The following is a 20,043-nucleotide window of genomic DNA, read 5'->3' as shown; positions in this document are numbered from 1 at the left end:
GACGCGTTCGTCTGGCTCGGGATCGCGGCGCTCGTGGAAGCCGGGCAGCGCCGGATGCGACGCGGGGCTGCGCTAACGGCGTCGTGATCCTCGCATGAACTGGTCGACGGCGGTCGTCACGATCCCGTCGAGCATGTCCGGCGGCACCAGGTTGCCGTTGACGAGCGTGGCGATGCCCTGCAACGTCGCGAACAGCACGATGCCGGCGCGCTGTGAGTCGCCGGGCTCGAGCACGCCCGCTGCCTGGCCCTGCCTGATCAGGCGGTCCAGCAGCCCGAACGGGGCGGCGGCGGCCGCGACGAGCTGTGCGGCGTCCGCCCGGTGCTTGCCGGCGAACATCAGCGCCAGCAGCGCGGCGTCCTCGGTGGCGAAGCGCAGGTAGGCCGCCGCGACAGCGTGCAGGCGCGGCCCGAACTCCTCGCCCGCGGCGTCCTGCGCCGCCCGCAGCTCGGCGTGCAGTCGGGCGAAGCCGGCCTCGGCGAGCGCGTCCAGCAACGCCTGGCGGTCGGGGAAGTGTCGGCGGGGGGCGGCGTGGCTGACGCCGACCTCACGGGCCAGCTCACGCAGCGAGAGCTGCTCCGCGCCGTGTTGGCGCAGGCTGCGCTCGGCGGCGGCGAGCAGCGTCGTCCGAAGGTTTCCGTGGTGGTACGCGGGCACGGGTCCACCCTAGCCGTAAATGTTGTCGTTGACATCTTTGTTTGCGATGCCTACATTGTTTCCCATGACAACATTCACGTCCGCGCAGCTCCCCGACCTGACCGGCCGCACCGTCGTCGTCACCGGAGGAAACAGCGGCATCGGCCGCGCCGCCGCCCGCGCGCTCGCCGGCAGCGGCGCGCGGGTCGTGCTCGCCGTCCGTGATCCCGCCAAGGGGCGGGCCGCCGCCGCGACCATGACCGGCGACGTCGACGTACGGCGGCTCGACCTCGCCGCCCTCGCCTCGGTCCGGGCGTTCGCCGAGAATTTCACCGGGCCGATCGACGTGCTGATCAACAACGCGGGCCTGATGGTCCCGCCGCTCGGCCGCACCGAGGAGGGGTTCGAGCTGCAGATCGGTGTCAACCACCTCGGGCACTTCGCGCTGACGAACCTGCTGCTGCCGCGGATCCGCCAGCGGGTCGTCACCGTCTCCTCCAACGCGCACCGGGCCGGCAGGATCGACTTCGACGACCTCAACTGGACGCGCCGGCCCTACCGGGCGTTCCCCGCGTACGCGCAGTCGAAGCTGGCGAACCTGCTGTTCACCGCGGAGCTGCACCGTCGCCTCACCGGGGCCGGCTCACCGGTCCGGGCGACCGCCGCGCACCCCGGGCTGGCCGCCACCAACCTCCTCGCGCACCTCGACGACGAGCGGTCTCCGCTCCAGCGGCTCCGCGCGGCCGTCACCGACCGCCTCTCGCAGAGCGACGACGACGGCGCGCTGCCCACGCTCTACGCCGCGGTCGCGGACGTCCCCGGCGGCAGCTACGCCGGCCCGGGCGGCCTCCTCCAGGGACGTGGGGCCCCCGAGCTGGTCAGCCGGTCGAGAGCGGCCCGGGACGACGCGCTCGCCCGCCGCCTGTGGGCCCGTTCCGAGGAGCTGACCGGCGTCACGTTCCGGTTGGCCACGTCGCAGGCGACGAACGTCGCGTCGGCCCCGGACGAGACGTGACGCCGACCGCTGGCCCTGGGCGGCGCGATCCGCTCACCGCTGCTTTCGGTCGCTTGTGGGCCAGTAGCTTGCCGGCGATCACCCAGCCGACACCCGCGTTCCCGGGGCCGCTCAGCAGACGCCAGGCTCTCTGCCGACGGCGAACGGAACCCGGACGCTGAGCGCCTCGACAGCGTAGAGATCATCCGCAGTGATGCTGCCACTTGCTTCGGCCCGGTCGCCGCCGCCTGCGAAGGTCTCGAACCACTGTCCGGCGTACGCCCCGGGTGTGCAGTAGGCCCCGAGATGACCAGCGCCTTCACGACGAACAATGTCGACCATCTTGTCAGGCATCGGCAGATGTTACCGAGCACCGGCAAATGTGCCTTCGGGAGTCGGACGACGGGGAAGCGCCGGTGACACCGCCCCGGCCGGTCGCTCAGGCGTCGGGTGGGGCCGGCGTCTGGTCCTGTCGGGGGCCGAGCTGGCTGATCTCGTACCCGTGGGGGTAGCTCCTGGTGGTGATCCCGTCGGCGAACAGCGGCTCGGTTCGTGGCGTCCCGAACCAGCGTTGGAGTCGGGCGCGTGTCCTCAGCGCCGCGTGCAGGCCGGCCCGGACCGGCCAGGCTGGCGTGTCGACGCGCGTGGCGCGTCGCAGTGGCGCGTCGTACATGGCGCTGACCAGGGCGTCGCCCAGGGGGGCGAGGGGCCTGGGGATGCGGGAGAGCATCAGCGTGCGGGTGGCCCGCTCGATGGCGGCCGCGTCGTCGTTGGGTTGCAGGTGGGTGGCGTCGTGGGCGTCGAACCAGGTCTCGAACTCCTCGTACGATCCGGGGATGTCCGTGATGCCCATCCGCCGGCCCAGCTCCCGGTAGAAGACGTGGGTGGCCGCTCGTTCGTGGCAGCAGGGTCGACGCCAGCCGTACCGCCGCAGCCACCGGGTGGGGATGACGACCAGGCAGCCGAGGACGTAGCGGTAGGCGTCGTTGCTGATGTCGTACGGGCGGTGGATCTGGTTGACGCGCCGCAGGGCGTCGCGACCGCGCGGCTGGTCGAACCCGTTGAGCACCATCTCGTACATGAGCAGGCCGGTGTCGTCGATCCGCTGCTGGGTGCGTTCGGTGAGCTCACCGGTGGCGGTGTGCACGGCGGCGATGGCCGGGACGGAGAAGGACCGGTTGAAGGCGAGGTTCAACCCGAGCTTCATGTCCCAGGGGAACTCGTGGCGCAGCATGGTCTGGTAGATGGCCAGGTGGTCGCGCTCGGGGTGCAGGGCGCGGATACGGGTCAGGTTGGCGTAGCGGTTTCTCATCGACGGGCGTCTCCGACCTCGGGTGCGGTCTGGGTGGCGGCGAGCGTCCGGGCCACCACAGGGGAGCGGGCGTAGGCGGCGGTGACCCGGGTCAGCCAGGCGATCTCTCCAGCGTAGCCGCCGTCCGGGCGGTGCCGGTCGTCCGCCGGTTGGGGGGCCGAGGCGACGGCGCCGGCCCGGTGTCGACGCAGCGCGCAGGCCAGGTGCGCCGCCTCGACGTGCGACCACCGCTCGTCCGCGCTCAACCCGGCCTGCTCGGCGAACCGTCCGGCCAACTCGGTCACCGTGACGTCCATGTACGGGCGCAGCGCGAGGCGGCCGTCGCTGATCTCGGCGACCCGGCGGGTCAGGGCGTAGTCGATGTCGCGGACCGCTCCGAGCGGTCGGCGCAGGCTGGTGTCGAGCTCCAGCTCGGGCAGGACGGCCACGAGGTCCCGCCAGAGCGGTTCGAGTCGACGGTAGGAGCGGAAGTCGTCCCAGCGTCGGGTGATCGTGAGGATCGGCCCCCAGGCCGGCATGGTGAGACCGACCATCATGAGCAGGGCGCTGACGGTCACCAGGACCGAGGCGATCTGCCGTTCGCCGACGGGCTGGTACCCGCTGCGGTAGGCGACCAGGTAGACGATCTTGTTGGTGCTGTAGAGCAGGGCGAAGGCCGCGCCGACGGCGGTGAGGCGGAGACCACGGCGCAGCCACGGTCGCCCGCAGATGCGGGCGAAACGCCAGCACAGTCGGGTGATGTCGGTGCAGTAGGCGAAGAAGCCGACCAGCATGAAGATCAGCAGGTACGCGGTGACGACGGGATCCGTCGCGTACTCCACGGTCAGGAGCACGGGGGTGGCGTAGGTGAGGGTGTGGCCGAACAGGCCGACCATGGCGAGGAAGGCGCCGCTGGTGACCCACACCCAGCGTTGGGCGCGGGCGGCTGCTGTCGCCGCCGGCAGCGCGAGGTGGAGCAGCATGATCTCGGCGCTCGCGGCGATCGTCATGGCGCAGCCGTGGGAGACGACCTTGGCCAGGTTGGGTAGCCCGGACGCCTGGTCGATGCCGGTGGCGAGGGGTGGGACGGCGAGGGTGATCCCGGCGGCGAAGGCCCCGAGCGCCACGCAGATCGCGCCGCGGGCCTGGCCGGGCTGCCGGTGGTGCAGCCGCAGCAGGTAACCGAAGGCGAACCAGCCGGCGACCGCGCAGACGGCGTAGAGGATGGTGTCCATTCCGGCTACCAGTCGGGGTGTTCCAGGCAGTGGCGCAGCCGGCCGTACAGCTCGGCCTGACCGCTGTCCAACGGCGAGTCCTGCCGTTCCTCGCGGCCACGGCGGGCCCGTCTGAGCAGCAGCGAGCCGATCATCTCCGCTTCGCGTTCCTCGGCGGCCGCGTAGTTGCTGCGGCCGAGGCTGCGCCGGACCAGTTGCGGGTCGAGGTCGGGCAGCAGCAGTCGGGAGGCGTTCTCGTCCAGTATCTCGGTGGCCTGGTGGCCGGCGATGAGGTGGCCCAGCTCGTGACCGATGATCAGCAGTTGGTGCAGGGGGGAGGTGTCCTGCTCGAAGAAGATGGCGTCGAACTCGCCGGTCGGTACGAACATCCCGCACACGGAGTGCGTGGTGAGCGTGATCGGCACCAGGTGGATGGGCCGGCCACGCCGTTCGCCGAGCACGTCACACAGCTTCCGGATCTCGAACGGCTCCGGTACCTCGAGCTCGGCGACGATCTGCTCGCAGTGCTTGCGTAGGCGGTGCAACTTCACGTCAACGGTCCCTCGCTCGTCGGCGTACTGCCATCGGAGGATCTGCACAGTCAACTGCGCCGGTCGGCCACGGCGCCTTCGGCCACGGCGCCTTCGGCTACGGCGCCTTCGGCTACGGCGCCTTCGGCCACGGCGCCTTCGGCCACGGCGCCTTCGGCCACGGCGCCTTCGGCCACGGCGCCTTCGGCCACGGCCCGTAACCGGGCCACCATCTGCTCGATGAGCCGGGTGTCGCCTGCGGAGAGTCCGTTGTCGGCGAGCACCTGGCGCAGCGCCACCTGCTTGACGTCCATCCGACGCAGCTCGCTGAGCAGCGTGATCTGCTCCTGGATCCGTTGTGCGGCCGAGTCGTCCACGAAGTAGCCGGAGTTCACCCCGAACGCGGAGGCCAGCGCGCGCACGTGTGAGGTGCGCGGATCGCTGGCCACGCCGCGGCGCAGCTCTCCGATGTAGGCGGCGCTGATCGTGACGCCGGTCCGGGTCGCCGTGGCGTTGATCTTGTCGGCGATCTCCTTGTTGGTGTATCTGCGGCCGGGCTCGTCGGAGTCGCCGAGCTCCTCGGAGGTTGGCCGGATCTTGTCGAACAGGTACTCCAGCCTGGCGGCCAGCGTGTCAAGTGGCGGAAGCTCCCGCTCGGTGTGCCGATCGTCGACCATGACTCCTCACCCTCCAGCGACTAAACGACAGTGTCGCAGATGCGGGTGGCAGCAAAACACATGTTGACACCTGTACGGAACGTGAGCGTATGCTCGCCCTGTTCGGAAACAGGTGTTGAGTCCCGGCGAAGAACTCTCAACAGTTGTTTCGTGAGCAGTGGCCGGGCCAGGCCACGGGGAGTCGTCGGCGAGCGGGACCGCCCTCAGGGGGGCACGGCGAGGGGAGGTCCCGCGGTCTTCGCCGGCGCGGTTGTCAGGAGGGGAATGCCGATGTCGGCGACCTCACCCGGCCGCCGCTGATGGAGGGGATGGCTGGGCCGCCCGATCGGGGAGTCGATCCCGACCGTGCGGCCCAGCCACAGCGGCCCTCGGCACCCGGACCACCGGGTCGATCGACCCGTCGGACAGTCATCGCTCATCCGGTGTCCCACCCGTACGAGCGCCTGAGGCCACCTCGCGGCCGTGGAACGCTCGTCAGCGGCCCAACATCCGCATCTGTTCCTCGGTGTGGTGCTCACCGGCGGCCGGTGGGAGGTCGTCGAGCTTGGCGATCTGCTCGGAGCTCAGCTCGATGCCGTCGGCGGCGGCGTTCTCCTCGACCCGGATGACCCGCCTGGTACCGGGGATCGGGGCGATGCCGTCGCCTTTGGCCAGCAGCCAGGCCAGCGCCACCTGGGCGGGCGCGGCGCTTTCCGCATGTCGTCGAGGCCGATGATCTGGACACGCTGCGCTGCGGCCCGGCCGAGGTCGTCGCACTGCCTTTCCTCGGCGAGCACGGCGACCTGCGGATCCGCAGCAAGACCGGCCACCGGTCAGCCGCCCGTGGTGGTGCGCAACGATTCGGACTGGTCGCGGATAAGCATCGAGGAGTTCGACGCGATCGTCGTGTCGCCGGGGCCGGGCAACCCCGAGCGGTCCCGGGATTTCGGCATCAGCCGCCAGGCGATCCTGGACAGCGACCTTCCCGTACTCGTGTCTGTCTCGGTCACCAGGGCATCGCCCAGATGTTCGGCGGCACCGTCGGTCTGGCTCCCAGCCCGATGCACGGACGGATATCGCAGGTGCGACACACCGGGGTCGACGTGTTCAAAGGGCTACCCTCCCCGTTCGACGCGGTCCGCTACCACTCGTTGGCCGCCAGCGACCTGCCCGACGAGCTCGAGGCCATCGCCTGGAGTGACGACGGAGTCGTGATGGGCCTGCGGCACCGCGAGAAGCCCCTGTGGGGGGCCCAGTTCCATCCGGAGTCCGTGGGCAGCGATTTCGGCCGGGAACTGCTGGCGAACTTTCGTGACCTCGCGCTGTCGACCGGCCGGACCCGACAGGAGCCGCCACCCTACGAGACGCACGGGCCGAGATCACGTCCTTCACCCGGATCCTCCAGTCCAACCACCGGTGGCCGGCCGGCCTGCACCTGGAGCTGACGCCGGATCCGGTGACCGAGTGCGTCTCTTCACGTGACATCGAGCCGCAGTTCACCGACTACCGGTCCACGTGCGACCCGCGGCTCAATCCGGAGCAGTCGGTGGGTATCGTCGCCCACTTCCTCACGTTGCTGTAGCGGGCCGACGGCTCTCCCCCGGGCCGGGGAGAGCCGTCGGCCCGGGGGAGACCGACGATCAGCTACCGCCGGTCAGGGATGAACCTCCTGGAGCTCCACCTGGCTGCGCGCGGCGCTGGGACCGAACGCCCGGGCCACGCCCGCGATCACCAGGGCGGCGGCCACCAGCGCGGCGCTGACCAGCAACGGTGAGCGGTAGCCGAGGCCCGCGCTGAGGACCACGGTGCCGATTGCCGGGCCGGCCGCGGCGCCGACGTTCATCGCCGCGGTGGCGAACCCGCCGGAGAGCCTCGGCGCGTCCGAGGCCAGGTAGAGAACCTGTGAGATCAGCGTGGAGCCGACGGCGAACGAGAGGACGCCCTGTACGAAGACGAAGACGAGGGCGGTGGCCGGGTTGGCGGCGGTGAGGGCGAACAGGAGCCAACCTGCCAGCAGCGCCAGCCCGCCGAACGTCACCACCTGGAGGGGACGCTTGTCCGCCAGCCTGCCACCGATATTGACACCGATGAACGATCCGATGCCGAAAACTGCCAGGATGCCCGGCAGCCAGGCGCTGTCCAGGCCGGTCACCTCGGTCATCACCGGCGCCAGATACGTGAACGAGCAGAAGGTCGCGCCGTTGACGCACGCCCCCAGCAGCAGCGTCACGATCAGGTGGACTGCGTAGCGTCCGCAGCTCGTGCCGGGCCGTCGGGGCGTCCGGGTCGACGGGAGTGGGCGGGACGGACCGCAGAATGGCGAAGATGGCGGGCGCGGAGATGGCGGCCACCCCCCAGAACGCCGCGCGCCACCCCCAGACCTCACCGAGTACCGCGCCGAGCGGAACGCCCGCGACGCAGGCCAGGGTAACGCCGCTGAGCAGGACCGAGGTGGCCCGGCCCTTGGCCTGCGGGCCGGCCATGCTCGCTGCGGTCGCGAGCCCCACAGCCAGGAAGCCGGCCATGGCCAGCGCGGCGACCACCCGGGTGACCAGCAGTACTTCGAAGCTGGAGGTGACCGCGCCGACCACGTGTGCCAGAAGGAAGGTGACGAGGAACGTCAGCAGTGCCCGGCGGCGGGGCCAGCGCATGCTCAGCATCGCGACCAGCGGCGCGCCGACGATCATACCGACGGCAAAGGCTGAGGTCAGTATGCCTACGGTGGGAATGGACACGCCAATATCGGCGGCGATGTCCTGCACCAGACCAGAGAGCATGAATTCTGATGTCCCCTGGGCGAACACGGCCAGCCCGAGAATGTAGATGGCGAAAGGCATCGAGAAGCTCCAACTGAATTGGACACGAAGGGAGACGCGACACCACACGAGAGGGGTCGCGCTCAGAAGTACCGAAAGGACGGGAAAAATCCAACGATGCGGTGATCGACGGCGGACAACACGACACCCTGCTCAGCTCAGGAGCAATAGGGTCGTCACGCAACTGTGCGATCAGCCACCGGATACCGGTGGCTAGCTTCTCTCCGCCTCAGGACTGGACACGTCTCACAACATAGCAACGCCGGGGTCGACTTGTCTAACGCTTGCGGCCGCAATCGAGAGCTATCGGCGCGTGCCGGTTGAGCGTGGCGGACAACGGGTCCGCCGCTGGCGGGAGGGGTGCGGTAGGACCTCGCTCCTTCTCCGCAGGATCACCGTCTCGTACGTTGTGACCGGTCAGGTCCCGCCGTCCGTCGAAGCCCCCCTCGAAGAACACCTGATCCGGCCGCTCCACGACGTGGCCACCTGACCCTCCCAGATCAACAGGCGGCAGTGACCCCTCCACCTGGTCATGTCGTCACGAAGGAGAAGAGGTTCCATGACCTCCCACCAGACCGCGACGACGATGTTCGCCTTGGCGCTGATCCTGGCGAGCGCCCACCTCCTCGGTATGTTGGCGAAGCGGTGCGGGCAGCCAGCCGTGATCGGTGAGATCCTCGCCGGGATCCTGCTCGGTCCATCCCTGTTCAACGGTGCCGTCGCCGGAACCCTTCTCCCACTGGACGTGCGACCGCATCTGGTCACCCTCGGAAACCTCGGCGTCGCGTTGTTCATGTTCGTCGTGGGCCTCGAGTTCGATCACCGACTGCTACGCGGGAACCGACGTGCGGCGGCCGGGGTGTCGATCGGGTCGATCGTGTTCGCCTTCAGTCTCGGCTGTCTGCTCGCGTTGCGCCTGTGGCACGACCACGGGGTCGCCGACCGCTTGGGATTCGTGCTGTTCATGGGTGCGGCGATGTCGATAACTGCGTTCCCGGTGCTGGCCCGGATCCTCACCGACCGGGGCATCCAGCACACCAGGATCGGCGCTCTGGCCATGGCCAGAGCGGCGATCGGTGACGTGGTGGCCTGGGTCCTGCTGGCCGCCATCGTGACGCTCACCAGCGGCCAGCGCTCCTGGCAGGTGCTGCTGGCGGTGCCCTATGTCCTGCTGATGCTGTGCGTGGTACGGCCGCTGCTGGGCAGGATCGTCATGGCCCCGGCCCGAGGCGGGCGCGAGCTCACCCTCGGGCTGCTTGTCATGCTGATGGTGCTGTTGCTTCTCTCCGGCGGAGTCAGTGAGTGGTTCGGACTGCACTTCATCTTCGGCGCGTTCTTCGCCGGTGTGATCATGCCGCGACATGGCAGCGAGCGGCTGCGCGCGCAGATCAGCGACCGGGTCGGCACGGTTACCTGGATTCTGTTGCCGGCGTACTTCGCGGTGGCCGGGCTCAACGTTGACCTGGCCGCGGTGAGCGGCGACGGGCTCGGTGAGTTGGCGTTGATCCTTCTCGTGGCGATCGGCGGCAAGTTCGTCGGCGCCTACGCCGGCGCGCGGCTAGGCGGACAGTCCGGGCGGACGGCCACGACGATGGGGGTCCTCATGAACACCCGTGGCCTCACCGAGCTGATCATCCTGGGCGTAGGTCTGCAACTGCAACTGCTGGACCGTGAGCTGTACTCCCTGATGGTCGTGATGGCCGTGGTGACCACAGCCATGACCGCGCCGCTGTTGCGGTGGTCCTACCCACGGCAGTTGGCCGACGCGGACCTGCTGAGACTTTCCGACGAGTGGGGGGAGGCGGCGCGAACCGCGCCAAGCCGGCCGGTGGTTGCCCGGTCATCGGAAAAGTGAGGCTACGGCCCTTCCTCGTCAACGTTGCCGTCGGCTGCCGATGTCCGGGGCGCGCCGAGCTTGGACGGGCCGTGTAAGCGGGGCGGGTACGACCTTCGGTGGTCGGGAGACAGCAGCTCCCGACCGCCTCAGCTGAGGATGGCGGCTGCCGTGGTCACCCGCTGGTCCGATCGGATCAGCCAACGGGACGCCCTCAGCCGGCCACCGACTCTTCGCGTCGGCGTAGCTGTTGAGCCATCCCGATGAGGTCCTCCGCGCAGGCGGAGAGTATGTCCGCCACCGCGTTCCTGCCGTGCGACGGGATGGCGGGGGCGAGGCGTTTCCATTCCTCGGTGCTGTGCAGCTGCGTACGCAACTGGTGCAGGACACGTCGTCCGCTCTCACTGAGCCGGATGGAGGGATCTCTACGCAGACCATCGAAGATCGTGATGCGATGTGCGAGATCAGGGACGCCCCCCGGGTCCGTGCGGTCCGCGCCGGCCCCGACGAGGGCGCTGCCGGCCGGATCCCCCTTGCGGGTCCTGTCGGGGATCGGCCCCAGGCCGCTGGCCAGCCGTTGTCGAACATCGCGCGCGGTGCCCACGGAGATCCCGGCCTGTCGAGCGATGTCCCGCAGTGAGGCCGCCGGATTCTGCCTGATCACCTCTGCGGCCGCGAAGCGCCCAGCGGTGGTGCTCGGCGGGCGAACCCGGCCGTCACGACCGATGCGCGCCAGCGACTCGGAACCCGCTACGGCTGAACGTCGTCGTAGTTCACCCACGCTCCTGGCGTTCAGACCGGTCATCTCCGCGATGCTCCGGTCGGACCAGTCCGGGTGGGACCTGAGGATCCGTAGGGTGGCTCGTCTCCTTTCCTCACGGGACAGAGGCAGACCGTGCCGCATGTTCGATTCGACCGCGAGCAGGAAGGCTGTCTGCTCGTCCCCGTCGAACCACTGCGCGGCGATGGTGTGCCGCCCGCGCAGCATCGTGGCCCGCAACCGGTGCATACCGTCCACCACACGCATGGTCGGCCGGTGCACCAGGATCGGTGGGAACTCGACCTCGCTCTCGGCCAGCGCACTCACATGCTCGGGGTCGATTTCGAATCGTGGCGAGTCTGCGGGAAGCAGGGAGCGCAACTCGACAAGAACTGGTGCCTGCCCGGAATGTGCGCCTTCCGGCATGAATCCCTCCAGGGGTGGGGGTGGTGGGAGCGGGTTGGGCGGGTGGCGCTCTGGTGGGGTGCCCAGCCGCCGGGCCGTGCCAGGTGGGACGACCTGGCTGACCGGTGGGGTGCACGGTGGCGTCGAGCCCGTGGACCACGAAGGGCTGCGCCCTCTGCTGCTGGATCTACCGGCTCGGTCCGGAAGCCCGGGCCCTTGGCCTCAGCTGTGCTCCGCCGGCGAGCCGCCGAACCCGCGCCCGGGGTCGAGTCGCCGCGGAAGGTCGCAGGTTCCGCCGCGCACGCTGACGGCAGTTCCACGATGGCGGCGGCTGCTTCCGCTGGCATCGAGCCGGCTCGCACTGCCGGGTCTGCGTGCAACTTGCTGAACCATGCGAATGCGATCCTTCCGGGAAGCGAACAGTTCGGCTGCGGCGACGTGCAATCCGAAAAATGACAATACCTAGTGCTCGATGCGGTGTCAATCGACCATCGACATTTGCTGATGATCGCTAATCTCTGGATTTCTGATCATGTTGTCGCTGTCGGCACGATTGTTCCCACCGTATTTTGATCGCTTTCGTGAAGGCTGGCGGCCGTAGCGTTCATGAATGTGGGAATGCCCTCTGGTCTGCGCTGGCGAGACTGCCCGAGGGTCACTTCGTTCCGCCCCTGAGGGCATCTTCCAGACGCACGATACCGGCTGCTGTCCGAAGGGAGCTACCCCCGCTTTCATGGAGCTACCTGGCCAAGGTCTATGACTGTGGCGGAAGTGATCCATGGCGGCTTGAAGAAGTACCTCGATGAGCTGCGTGAACGTGCGGTGCGTTTGTATCGGGCGTCGGACCCGAGGCCCGTGATCCGCCAGCTGGCGTGGCGACCCGGGTGCGCCCCGGAGATCTGCCGGAGCTCGCGGAGAGGCGCACGTGGCGGGCGCGGGCGGTGCCGGGTGCGCGCCGTGGGTCGTCGACCGTTCGTCTGCGTCTCGACTGCGGTGCCTGGTCCCGCGACGCCCGCGACAGCCTGACCCACCGCTCGCGTTTCTGAGTCCGGCGCGTCTCGTGGTCAGGCGATGGTGATGACGACCTTGCCGCGGGCGTGGCCCCGCTCCACGTGGCGTACGGCCTCGGCGGCGTCTGCCAGCGGGTAGGTCCGGTCGACGACCGGGGTGAGCGTGCCGGCGTCGACGAGGGCGGTGACGGCGCGCAGGTCCTCCTGGGCGGGGCCGGCGGGGGTGGCCGGCAGGAGCACGCGGAGGCGCTGCCGGGCGAACCGGTCGGTCGCGGCCACCCGCAGCATCGCGGTGACCGCCCCGAACACGCGGCCGGGCGTGCCACCGCCGTTGGCGACCAGGGTGCCGGTCGGGGTGAGCGCCCGGCGTAGCCGGCCCAATGGGTGGTTGCCCACGTTGTCCAGGATCAGGTCGTAGCGTCCACGGTGGTCGGTGAAGTCGTCGCGGGCGTAGTCGACGACGTGCCGGGCGCCGAGGGAGCGCACCAGGTCGGCGTTGCGGGCGCTGCACACGCCGGTGACGTCCGCGCCGAGGGCGGCGGCGAGCTGTACGGCGAAGGTGCCGATGCCGCCGCCGGCGCCGTTGACCAGGATCCGCTGCCCGGCCTGCGCCCGGCCGACGGTCCGGATGCCGCGCAGGGCGGTCACCGCGGCCATCGGCACGGCGGCGGCCTGGACGGCGGTGAGGGTGGCGGGCCGGGGCACGAGCAGGTCGGCGGTGGTGCGCGCGTACTCGGCGAAGGATCCCGGGCAGAAACCGAGCACCTCGTCGCCGGGTCGCAGGCCCCGCACGTCGGCGCCGACGGCTTCGACCTGGCCGGCCGCGTCGATACCGGCGATCCGGGACTTCGGCCGGGTCAGGCCGACGCCGCCGCCGAGCCGGGCGACGTACGGGTCGCCGCGCAGCATGTGCCAGTCGTACGGGTTGACCGCGGCGGCGCGGACCCGGACGAGCACCTGGTCACCGCCGGTGATCCGGGGCGGGTCGGTGTCGGTCGGCCGGAGGACGTCCGGCGGGCCGAAGCGTTCCTGGACGATCGCCTTCATGGGGGCCTCCTGACCCGCGACAGGTGTACGGCGTACACCTCCTGCTGTCCACAGTGAGGTGTACGCCGTACACCTGTCAAGAGGGGTGGGTCAGGCCGCGTGCCGGAGCCGGTCGAGGCCGTCCAGCGTGAGATCCAGGGCGAACTCGAACTCGAACTGGTCGTCGCAGCCCGGACCGACCACCGACGCCTGGTCGTGGGCGACCGCCATGGCCAGCTCGGTGAGGTGGGGGAAGCGGGCGGCCATCTCCTCCGGCGGCAGCGCGTCCGGCTCGGGCGCCCGGTCGGCGCCCTCCGCGAACAGTTCCTGGGAGAAGCCGAGCAGGCGGCTGCCCATCACGTGCATCGCGTGGTGGGTCAGGTCGACCGGGAAGCCGCCGGCCCGGAAGATCCCGATCATCGAGTCGAGGTACGCCAGCATGACCGGGGTCGGGTGGGCCCGCGCCTTGGCCCGCGTCTCGATGACCGCCGGCGCCCACGGGTGGCGCAACAGCATGCGGCGGGCCGACAGCACGCGCCGGCGGACGGCGGTCTGCCAGTCGACCCCGTCCGCCGGTGGGTCGATTTCGCCGACGAGCACGTCGATCATGCCGTCCAGCAGCTCGTTCTTGTTGGCCACGTGCTTGTACAGGGCCATCGGCACGACCCCGAGCGCCTGCGCGATCCGGCGCATGCTCAACGCGTCCACGCCGCCGGCGTCGGCCAGCGCGACGGCGGTGTCCAGCACGCGTCCGCGGGTCAGCGGGGCACGGGGGCGCGCGGCGGGGTCGGCCGGCGGGGACGTCTGCACCGGGTGGCCGGTCGTCAGGAGGCCTGCCGTACGGGCATGTCGGCCAGCCAGGCGTCGGCCAGCTCGCCGAGGGGGACGTCGAGGGCCCGGCTGAGGCGGACCACGGTGCCGAACGCGGGCGCGGGCAGGCGACCCGCCTCGATCTTGCGCAGCGTCTCGGGGGAGATGCCGGCCGCCACGGCCACCTCGACGAGGCTGCGGCCGGCCCGCGCGGCCCGGAGGGCGACGCCGAGCCGCTGGCCGGCGGCGATCTGTGCGGCGGTGAGCGGTTGGCGAACCATGCCAGCAGGATATCCCTCCGGAGGACCCCGACCCGACGTGGTATAAAAATACCGCATCCAGAAGGGGAGGCTGCCATGATCGAGCTCAAGTCCGCCGAGGAGATCGCCCGGATGGCGGTGACCGGCCGGTTCGTCGGTGAGCTGCTCGCCGAGCTGGGCGAGGTCGCCGAGGTCGGCGTCAACCTGATGGACATCGAACACCACGCCCGCCGCCGGATCCGCGAACGCGGCGCCGAGTCGTGCTACTGGGACTACGCCCCGTCGTTCGGTCGGGGCCCGTTCCGCAACGTGCTGTGCCTGTCGGTCAACGACGCGGTGCTGCACGGCCTGCCGCACGACTACCTGCTGCGCGACGGCGACCTGCTCAGCATCGACATGGCGGTCGGCATCGACGGGTGGGTCGCCGACTCCGCGATCTCCGTGGTCGTCGGCGCCGCCGACCCCGCCGACCTGCGGCTGATCGAGGCCACCGAGGTCGCGCTGGCGGCCGGCGTCGCCGCCGCCCGGCCCGGGGGTCGCCTCGGCGACGTCTCCGCCGCGATCGGCGAGGTGGCCCGCTCCTACGGCTACCGCGTCAACGGCGAGTTCGGCGGGCACGGCATCGGCCGTACCATGCACGAGGCCCCCCACGTGGCCAACGACGGCCGTGCCGGGCGCGGCATGCGACTCAGCCCCGGCCTCACCATCGCCATCGAGCCCTGGTTCTGCCGCTCCACCGACCGGATCAGGTTCGACGCCGACGGCTGGACGATCCGCTCCGCCGACGGCTCCCGCACCGCCCACTCCGAGCACACCGTCGCCGTCACGGCGTCCGGCCCGCAGGTGCTCACCCTCCGCCCCGGGTCCGGCGCCACCCCGGCCGAGCCCACCGGCAGGCCCGCTACGGCCTCCTGACCCGGGCGGCGCGAGCCGGCGGAGGCCCGGTCGGCGGTGGCAACGCCGGGGCCGGTACCGGCGGGGTCGGTGTGGACGGGGCAGCGGCGGCGCGACCGCGGACGCCGGGAAGGTCGGCGGGAACCACGCGGACGGCTTCAGCGACTACCAGTCCGGGTGCCGTCCGATCACCCGCTGTCCCGCCCGCCGTCACTCAGGAGAACCGGTGCCGCGACCACGCCTGCTCGTTGCCGCCCTTGCCATGTCGATCGCGTTGACCAGCGCCTGCGGCTCCACCGTCGACACCTCCGGGCCGTCCGACACGCTGCGCGTCGGGCTGAGCGACGAGACCGGCGCGTTGGACCCGCACGCGTTCACCGGCAACTTCCTGCTGCTCGACGCGATCTACGAGCCGCTCGTCGAGTACGGCGCGGAGGGGCGGCTGGAGCCCGGCCTGGCCCAGTCGTGGACCGTGGCCCCCGACGGCCGGCAGGTCACCTTCGACCTGCGCGACGGGGTCCGGTTCACCGACGGGACGCCGCTGGACGCCGCCGCGGTGAAGTGGAACTTCGAACGGTGGGTGGGCAACAAACGGTTCGCGTTCTTCCGGGCCTCCCAGGTCATCACGTCGGTGCAGGCCCCGGATCCGGACACCGTGGTGCTCACCCTCGCCGAGCCGTACGAGCCGCTGCTCCAGGAGATGTCGATCGTCCGGCCGGTCCGGCTGCTCAGCCCCCGGTCGGTGGCCGCCGACGGCGCGTTCGCGCGGCCGGTGGGCACCGGGCCGTGGAAGTACGTCTCCCACGACGCCACGGGCGCGGTGCTGGAACGCAACGACGACCACTGGGGGCCGAAACCGAAGCTGAAGCGCCTGGAGTTCACCGTCATCCCCGATTCGCAGGCCCGCGCCGACGCCCTCGGCAACGGCGAGATCGACCTGATCGGCGGCGGCTACCTGGCCCCCATCACGCCGGTGGAGGCGAAGGCCCTCGACGAACGCGCCGACGTCACCCTCCTCACCGGCGCGCCCGACGTGTCCATCATGCTCGGTTTCCATCCCGACGGTCCGGCCGGTGACAAGGCCGTCCGACAGGCGGTCCTGCGGGCCGTCGACACGACCGCACTGGCCAGGACGCTGCTGCTGGGCTACGCCGAGCCGGCCCGACGGGTCTTCCCGCCGGACGTGCCGGACTCCGGCGTGGACCTGCCGCCGGCCTTCGACCGGGCGGGCGCGGAACGCGTGCTGGACGCCGCCGGCTACGTCCGCGCCGGGAAGGGCCGGGCCCGGGCCGGCAAGCCGCTGACGCTGCGGCTGCTCATCCCGGCGACGCCGGCGGCGGGCCAGCTCGACCCGCGCGCCATGGCCTCGGCGATCGCGGCGGCGCTCGGCGAGGTGGGCATCACCGTCGAGATCGTCCCGGTGGACGCCGCGGTCTACTACGACGAACGCGCCGAGGGCCGCTACGACCTCACCTTCTTCGAGTCCCTCGGCGCGCCGTACGACCCGTCCAGCTCGATCGTGTCGCTGTTCACCAGCGCCGCGCGGGCCCCGCTGTGGGCGACGCCGGCCGTCGAGAAGCTCGTCGACAAGGCACTGTTCGCCCGGGAGCCGGCCGCCCGCGCGGTGGCCTACCAGGAGCTCTACGACGCGGTGGCCGCCGACGCCGGGTTCGTGCCGCTGGTCTACCGGCCCCGGTTGTGGGCGGTACGGGACCGGGTGGCCGGGTTCACGGTGCCGCCCAGCGACGTGGACCTGGCCCTCACCGGGGTCAGCGTCGGGTGAGCGCGCCGCACCGGCTGCGCCTGGTCGGCGGGCACGTCGCGCGGTGGGTCGTCGACACCGCCGGCGTGCTGCTCGCGCTCTCCGTGGGCACGTTCGCGCTGGTCCTGGTCGCCCGGGGCGATCCGGCGGCGATGCTGGCGGCGACCCGGGCCGGCTGCCCGGCCACTCCCGAGCAGGTCGCGGCGGTCCGGGTCGAGCTGGGGCTGGACGCGCCCGCCCCGGTGCGGTACGCGCGGTGGCTGGCCGACGCGGTGACCGGCGACTTCGGCGTGTCGCTGCGGACGAGCACGCCGATCGGGCCCGAGGTCGCCGACCGGGTGGGCGTGACCGTGGGGCTGGTGGCCGCGTCCGCCGTGCTGGCCCTCGTGGTGGGGGTGGCCGTCGGGGTGGCCGGGGCGGTGCTCGGCCGGGGGCCGCTGCGCGGGGCGCTGCGGGTCGGCGCGCTGCTGGTCTCCTCGGTGCCGGCGTTCTGGCTGAGTTACCTGCTCGTGCTGCTGCTGGCGCTGCGGTTGGGCTGGGTGCCGACGTCCGGCATGGCCGGTCCACGGACGTGGGTGATGCCGGTGGCGGTGCTCGGCCTGCCGGCGGCCGGCGCGCTCAGCCGGGTGGTGGCGGTCAGCCTGCGGGAAGCCCTCGACCGGCCGTACGTGCTGGCGGCGCAGGCCCGGGGCAGCCGTCCACTGTCGATCGTGCTGCGCGACGGTCTGCCGAACGCCGCCGGGCCGGTGCTGTCGGTGGCCGGGGTCACCGTGGGCATGCTGCTGGTGGGCACGGTCGTGGTGGAGCAGATCTTCGGCTGGCCGGGCCTGGGCGCGTACTTCGTGCGGGCGGCGGCGGCCCGGGACGTGCCGGCGGTGCAGGCCGGCGCGCTGCTGCTGGGCGGCGGGTTCATCCTGGCCAACCGGGCGGCCGACGTGGCGCAGCTCCTCGTCGACCCACGGTCGCGGCGGGGCCCGGCCGGGCGGCCCCGACCGGCCCGGCGTCGATGGTGGCCGGGCCGGTCGGCCACCGCCGGGGCGGAGACGTCATGACGACCCGGACTCGTCGTCGGGGCCTGCCGCCGGCCGGGCGTACGGCGCTGGTCGCGCTGCCGCTGGTGGCGTTCGCGGTGGTGGGGGCGCTGGCGCCGGTGCTCGCCCCGACCGACCCGGCGGCCACCGACCTGACGGCCAGCCTGCTGCCGCCGTCGGCGGAGCACCTGCTCGGCACCGACCAGCTCGGCCGGGACCAGCTCAGCCGGCTCCTGCACGCCGCGCGGGTCTCGCTGGTGGTCACCGCGGCGGTGCTGGCGATCTCGCTGACCGTCGGCGTGCTGACCGGCACGATCGCCGGCTACCTCGGCGGACTGGTCGACCGGGTGGTCTCCCGGCTCGTCGACATGGCCGTGTCGCTGCCGGGGATCCTGGTGGCGCTGGCGATCGTCGGTCTGCGCGGCCCGGGGGTGGAGAACCTCGTCCTCGCGATGGCGCTGTGGGAGTGGGCGCCGTTCGCGCGCATCGCCCGCGCCCGCGTCGCCGGCCTGCGGGGCAGTCCGCACGTGGACGCGTTGCGGCTGCTCGGCGCGGGGCCCGCGCGCATCGTCGGCCGGCACCTGCTGCCGCCGGCCCTCGCGCCGTGCCTGGTGTACGCGAGCACCGAGGTGGGCGCGATCGTGCTCGGGGTCGCCACGCTGAGTTTCCTCGGGCTCGGCATCGCGCCACCCCAGGCCGAGTGGGGACAGATGCTCATCGAGGGCCGGCCGTACCTGGCGTCGGCGTGGTGGTTGGCGTATCCGCCGGGCGTGGCGATCACCGCGGTGGTGTTCGCGAGCAACCTGCTCGGGGAGCGACTGGCCGCCGGCGCCGAGCGGCCGTCGATCCTGCGGTGGGTGTTCCCGTGGCGGCGGCCGGCCCGTCCCGCCCCGGCCGCCCGGGTCGCTCCCACCGCCCCGCCGGGTCGAGCCGCCGGCCCGCCCGTGACGGTCCGTCAGGCCGCCGGCCCGGCGGCTCAGGTCCGCGAGGTCACCGGAACGGCGGCTCAGGTCCGTCAGGCCGCCGGCCCGGCGACGGAAGGCGGTCCGTCCGCCGGCCCGGCGGGGCGCGGCGCTCCGGCGGTGACCGGCGACGACATCCTGCTGCGGGTACGGGATCTGACGGTCAGCTACCCGTCGACGGACGGGCGACGCCGACGGGTCGTCGCCGACGTCTCCTACGACGTGCCCCGCGGCCACATCCTGGCGGTGGTCGGTGAGACCGGCAGCGGCAAGACCACCTCCGCGTTGGCGCCGTTCGGGCTGCTGGACCCGAACGCCCAGGTCACCGGCTCGGCCCTGCTGACCTCCGGGGACGGGGCCCGGCAGCTCGTCGGGCTGGCGGCCCGGGAGCGACGGCAGGTCAACGGCCGGCGGGTGGGAGTGGTGTTCCAGGACGGTCTCGCCGTGCTGAACCCGCTGCGGACGATCGGCGCGCACGTCGAGGAGGCGGTCCGTAACGCGGGCCTCGGTGGCCGCCGCGCCGCCACCCGCCGGGTCGGCGAGGAGCTGCTGCGGCTGGTCGGCCTGCCCGACCCGGCCCGGGTCCGGGGCGCGCTACCGCACCAGTTGTCCGGTGGCATGCGGCAGCGCGCGCAGATCGCGGTGGCGTTGGCCGGCGAGCCGGAGCTGCTCGTCGCCGACGAGCCCACGTCCGCGCTGGACGTGACAGTGCAGGCGCGGCTGCTGGAGCTGCTGGCCCGGCTCCGCGCCGAGCTGGGCATGTCGATGATCGTGGTCAGCCACGACCTGGCGGTGGTGACCCGACTGGCGGACACCGTCGCGGTCATGTACGCGGGACGCGTCGTCGAGTCGGGACCGCCCGCCGCCGTGGTGACGGACCCGCGCCACCCGTACAGCCGGGGGCTGGTCGACGCGGTGCCGCGCCCCGGCGTCGTCCCGGGCACCCGGTTCCGCACCATGCCGGGGCGCTCCGGGGCCGGCCCGGACGACACCGCCGGCTGCGCGTTCGCCCCCCGCTGCCCGGCGGCCGTGCCGGCGTGCCACCAGCGCCAGCCGGCGCTGGTGGCGTTGGGGCCGACCCGCCGCTCGGCGTGCCCCCACCCGTCCGGCGTGCGCCTGGCCGGGGCCGCCCACGACCACGACGAGGGCTGA

General features: G+C 71.9%; 19 protein-coding genes and 2 pseudogenes. 8 read left to right on the top strand and 13 right to left on the bottom strand.

All coding sequences use genetic code 11. The features are described from left to right. Positions 1 to 72: 72 nt before the first annotated feature. A complete protein-coding gene (locus O7606_RS07725) occupies positions 73 to 657 on the bottom strand; it encodes a TetR/AcrR family transcriptional regulator (RefSeq protein WP_281598384.1) in 585 nt (194 codons plus the stop codon). A gap of 64 nt (positions 658 to 721) precedes the next feature. Here O7606_RS07725 and O7606_RS07720 point away from each other — a divergent pair, with 64 nt between their 5' ends. Continuing rightward, positions 722 to 1,651 carry an oxidoreductase gene (locus tag O7606_RS07720; protein WP_281598383.1) on the top strand — a complete coding sequence of 310 codons (930 nt, stop codon included), beginning with the start codon at positions 722 to 724 and terminating at the stop codon, positions 1,649 to 1,651. A gap of 111 nt (positions 1,652 to 1,762) precedes the next feature. On the opposite strand, the gene O7606_RS07715 is transcribed toward O7606_RS07720, so the two are convergent. From O7606_RS07715 to O7606_RS07685, 7 genes and pseudogenes are all read right to left on the bottom strand, one after another. Beyond that, positions 1,763 to 1,984 (bottom strand): DUF6308 family protein, encoded by a 222-nt coding sequence (locus O7606_RS07715; protein ID WP_281598382.1) that lies wholly within the window; start codon positions 1,982 to 1,984, stop codon positions 1,763 to 1,765. An 85-nt stretch (positions 1,985 to 2,069) separates the two neighbouring features. After that, positions 2,070 to 2,942: an oxygenase MpaB family protein gene (locus tag O7606_RS07710; protein WP_281598381.1), complete on the bottom strand. Its 873-nt coding sequence runs from the start codon at positions 2,940 to 2,942 to the stop codon at positions 2,070 to 2,072. Continuing rightward, a complete protein-coding gene (locus O7606_RS07705) occupies positions 2,939 to 4,156 on the bottom strand; it encodes an MAB_1171c family putative transporter (RefSeq protein ID WP_281598380.1) in 1,218 nt (405 codons plus the stop codon). Before O7606_RS07705 ends, O7606_RS07710 begins: the two co-directional genes overlap by 4 nt. A gap of 5 nt (positions 4,157 to 4,161) precedes the next feature. Next, the gene (locus O7606_RS07700) at positions 4,162 to 4,686 is read right to left on the bottom strand and encodes a hypothetical protein (RefSeq protein WP_281598379.1); all 525 of its coding nucleotides are present in this window, start codon (positions 4,684 to 4,686) and stop codon (positions 4,162 to 4,164) included. A gap of 188 nt (positions 4,687 to 4,874) precedes the next feature. Further along, positions 4,875 to 5,342, bottom strand: a pseudogene (locus O7606_RS07695) (hypothetical protein); the annotation flags it as partial. 474 nt (positions 5,343 to 5,816) lie between these two features. Further along, positions 5,817 to 6,014, bottom strand: a complete 198-nt coding sequence (locus O7606_RS07690) for an aldo/keto reductase (protein WP_281598378.1) — start codon at positions 6,012 to 6,014, stop codon at positions 5,817 to 5,819. A 140-nt stretch (positions 6,015 to 6,154) separates the two neighbouring features. Further along, positions 6,155 to 6,331 (bottom strand): hypothetical protein, encoded by a 177-nt coding sequence (locus O7606_RS07685; RefSeq protein WP_281598377.1) that lies wholly within the window; start codon positions 6,329 to 6,331, stop codon positions 6,155 to 6,157. Between the two features lie 15 nt (positions 6,332 to 6,346). Between O7606_RS07685 and O7606_RS07680 the strand changes: the two genes are divergently transcribed. Both O7606_RS07680 and O7606_RS07675 read left to right on the top strand, forming a co-directional pair. Then, on the top strand, positions 6,347 to 6,766 hold the full coding sequence (locus O7606_RS07680; RefSeq protein ID WP_281598376.1) for a gamma-glutamyl-gamma-aminobutyrate hydrolase family protein: 420 nt from the start codon (positions 6,347 to 6,349) through the stop codon (positions 6,764 to 6,766). Beyond that, positions 6,700 to 6,903, top strand: a complete 204-nt coding sequence (locus O7606_RS07675; RefSeq protein ID WP_348651157.1) for a 3-deoxy-7-phosphoheptulonate synthase — start codon at positions 6,700 to 6,702, stop codon at positions 6,901 to 6,903. The genes O7606_RS07680 and O7606_RS07675 overlap by 67 nt, the downstream gene beginning before the upstream one ends. A 72-nt stretch (positions 6,904 to 6,975) precedes the next feature. On the opposite strand, the pseudogene O7606_RS27595 reads toward O7606_RS07675, so the two are convergent. Next, positions 6,976 to 8,098: pseudogene (locus O7606_RS27595) on the bottom strand (Cmx/CmrA family chloramphenicol efflux MFS transporter). A 598-nt stretch (positions 8,099 to 8,696) separates the two neighbouring features. On the opposite strand from O7606_RS27595, the gene O7606_RS07660 reads away from it, so the two are divergent. Then, on the top strand, positions 8,697 to 9,992 hold the full coding sequence (locus O7606_RS07660; protein WP_281598374.1) for a cation:proton antiporter: 1,296 nt from the start codon (positions 8,697 to 8,699) through the stop codon (positions 9,990 to 9,992). Between the two features lie 193 nt (positions 9,993 to 10,185). Here the strand turns inward: O7606_RS07660 and O7606_RS07655 are convergent, their stop codons facing one another. The 4 genes from O7606_RS07655 to O7606_RS07640 all read right to left on the bottom strand — a co-directional run bounded on the left by O7606_RS07655 (position 10,186) and on the right by O7606_RS07640 (position 14,263). After that, positions 10,186 to 11,157: a ParB/RepB/Spo0J family partition protein gene (locus O7606_RS07655; protein WP_281598373.1), complete on the bottom strand. Its 972-nt coding sequence runs from the start codon at positions 11,155 to 11,157 to the stop codon at positions 10,186 to 10,188. Positions 11,158 to 12,200: 1,043 nt separating this feature from the next. Further along, the gene (locus tag O7606_RS07650; protein ID WP_281598372.1) at positions 12,201 to 13,193 is read right to left on the bottom strand and encodes an NAD(P)-dependent alcohol dehydrogenase; all 993 of its coding nucleotides are present in this window, start codon (positions 13,191 to 13,193) and stop codon (positions 12,201 to 12,203) included. Between the two features lie 90 nt (positions 13,194 to 13,283). Beyond that, positions 13,284 to 13,982 (bottom strand): TetR/AcrR family transcriptional regulator C-terminal domain-containing protein, encoded by a 699-nt coding sequence (locus O7606_RS07645; RefSeq protein WP_281598371.1) that lies wholly within the window; start codon positions 13,980 to 13,982, stop codon positions 13,284 to 13,286. A 14-nt stretch (positions 13,983 to 13,996) separates the two neighbouring features. Further along, positions 13,997 to 14,263: a helix-turn-helix transcriptional regulator gene (locus O7606_RS07640; protein WP_281598370.1), complete on the bottom strand. Its 267-nt coding sequence runs from the start codon at positions 14,261 to 14,263 to the stop codon at positions 13,997 to 13,999. Positions 14,264 to 14,338: 75 nt separating this feature from the next. On the opposite strand from O7606_RS07640, the gene map reads away from it, so the two are divergent. The 4 genes from map to O7606_RS07620 all read left to right on the top strand — a co-directional run bounded on the left by map (position 14,339) and on the right by O7606_RS07620 (position 20,043). Next, entirely contained in the window at positions 14,339 to 15,157 is an 819-nt protein-coding gene (gene map, locus O7606_RS07635) for a type I methionyl aminopeptidase (RefSeq protein WP_281598369.1), read from the top strand. Positions 15,158 to 15,362: 205 nt separating this feature from the next. Continuing rightward, on the top strand, positions 15,363 to 16,919 hold the full coding sequence (locus O7606_RS07630) for an ABC transporter substrate-binding protein (protein ID WP_281598368.1): 1,557 nt from the start codon (positions 15,363 to 15,365) through the stop codon (positions 16,917 to 16,919). Further along, positions 16,916 to 17,950, top strand: a complete 1,035-nt coding sequence (locus tag O7606_RS07625; protein WP_281598367.1) for an ABC transporter permease — start codon at positions 16,916 to 16,918, stop codon at positions 17,948 to 17,950. The genes O7606_RS07630 and O7606_RS07625 overlap by 4 nt, the downstream gene beginning before the upstream one ends. Beyond that, positions 17,947 to 20,043, top strand: coding sequence for a dipeptide/oligopeptide/nickel ABC transporter permease/ATP-binding protein (locus O7606_RS07620; RefSeq protein WP_281598366.1), 2,097 nt, complete (start codon positions 17,947 to 17,949; stop codon positions 20,041 to 20,043). The genes O7606_RS07625 and O7606_RS07620 overlap by 4 nt, the downstream gene beginning before the upstream one ends.

The organism is Micromonospora sp. WMMD882 (assembly GCF_027497255.1).
Taxonomy (GTDB): Bacteria; Actinomycetota; Actinomycetes; order Mycobacteriales; family Micromonosporaceae; genus Micromonospora.
The sequence above is the reverse complement of the archived record's forward strand: the minus strand, read 5'-3'. Positions and strand labels throughout refer to the sequence as shown.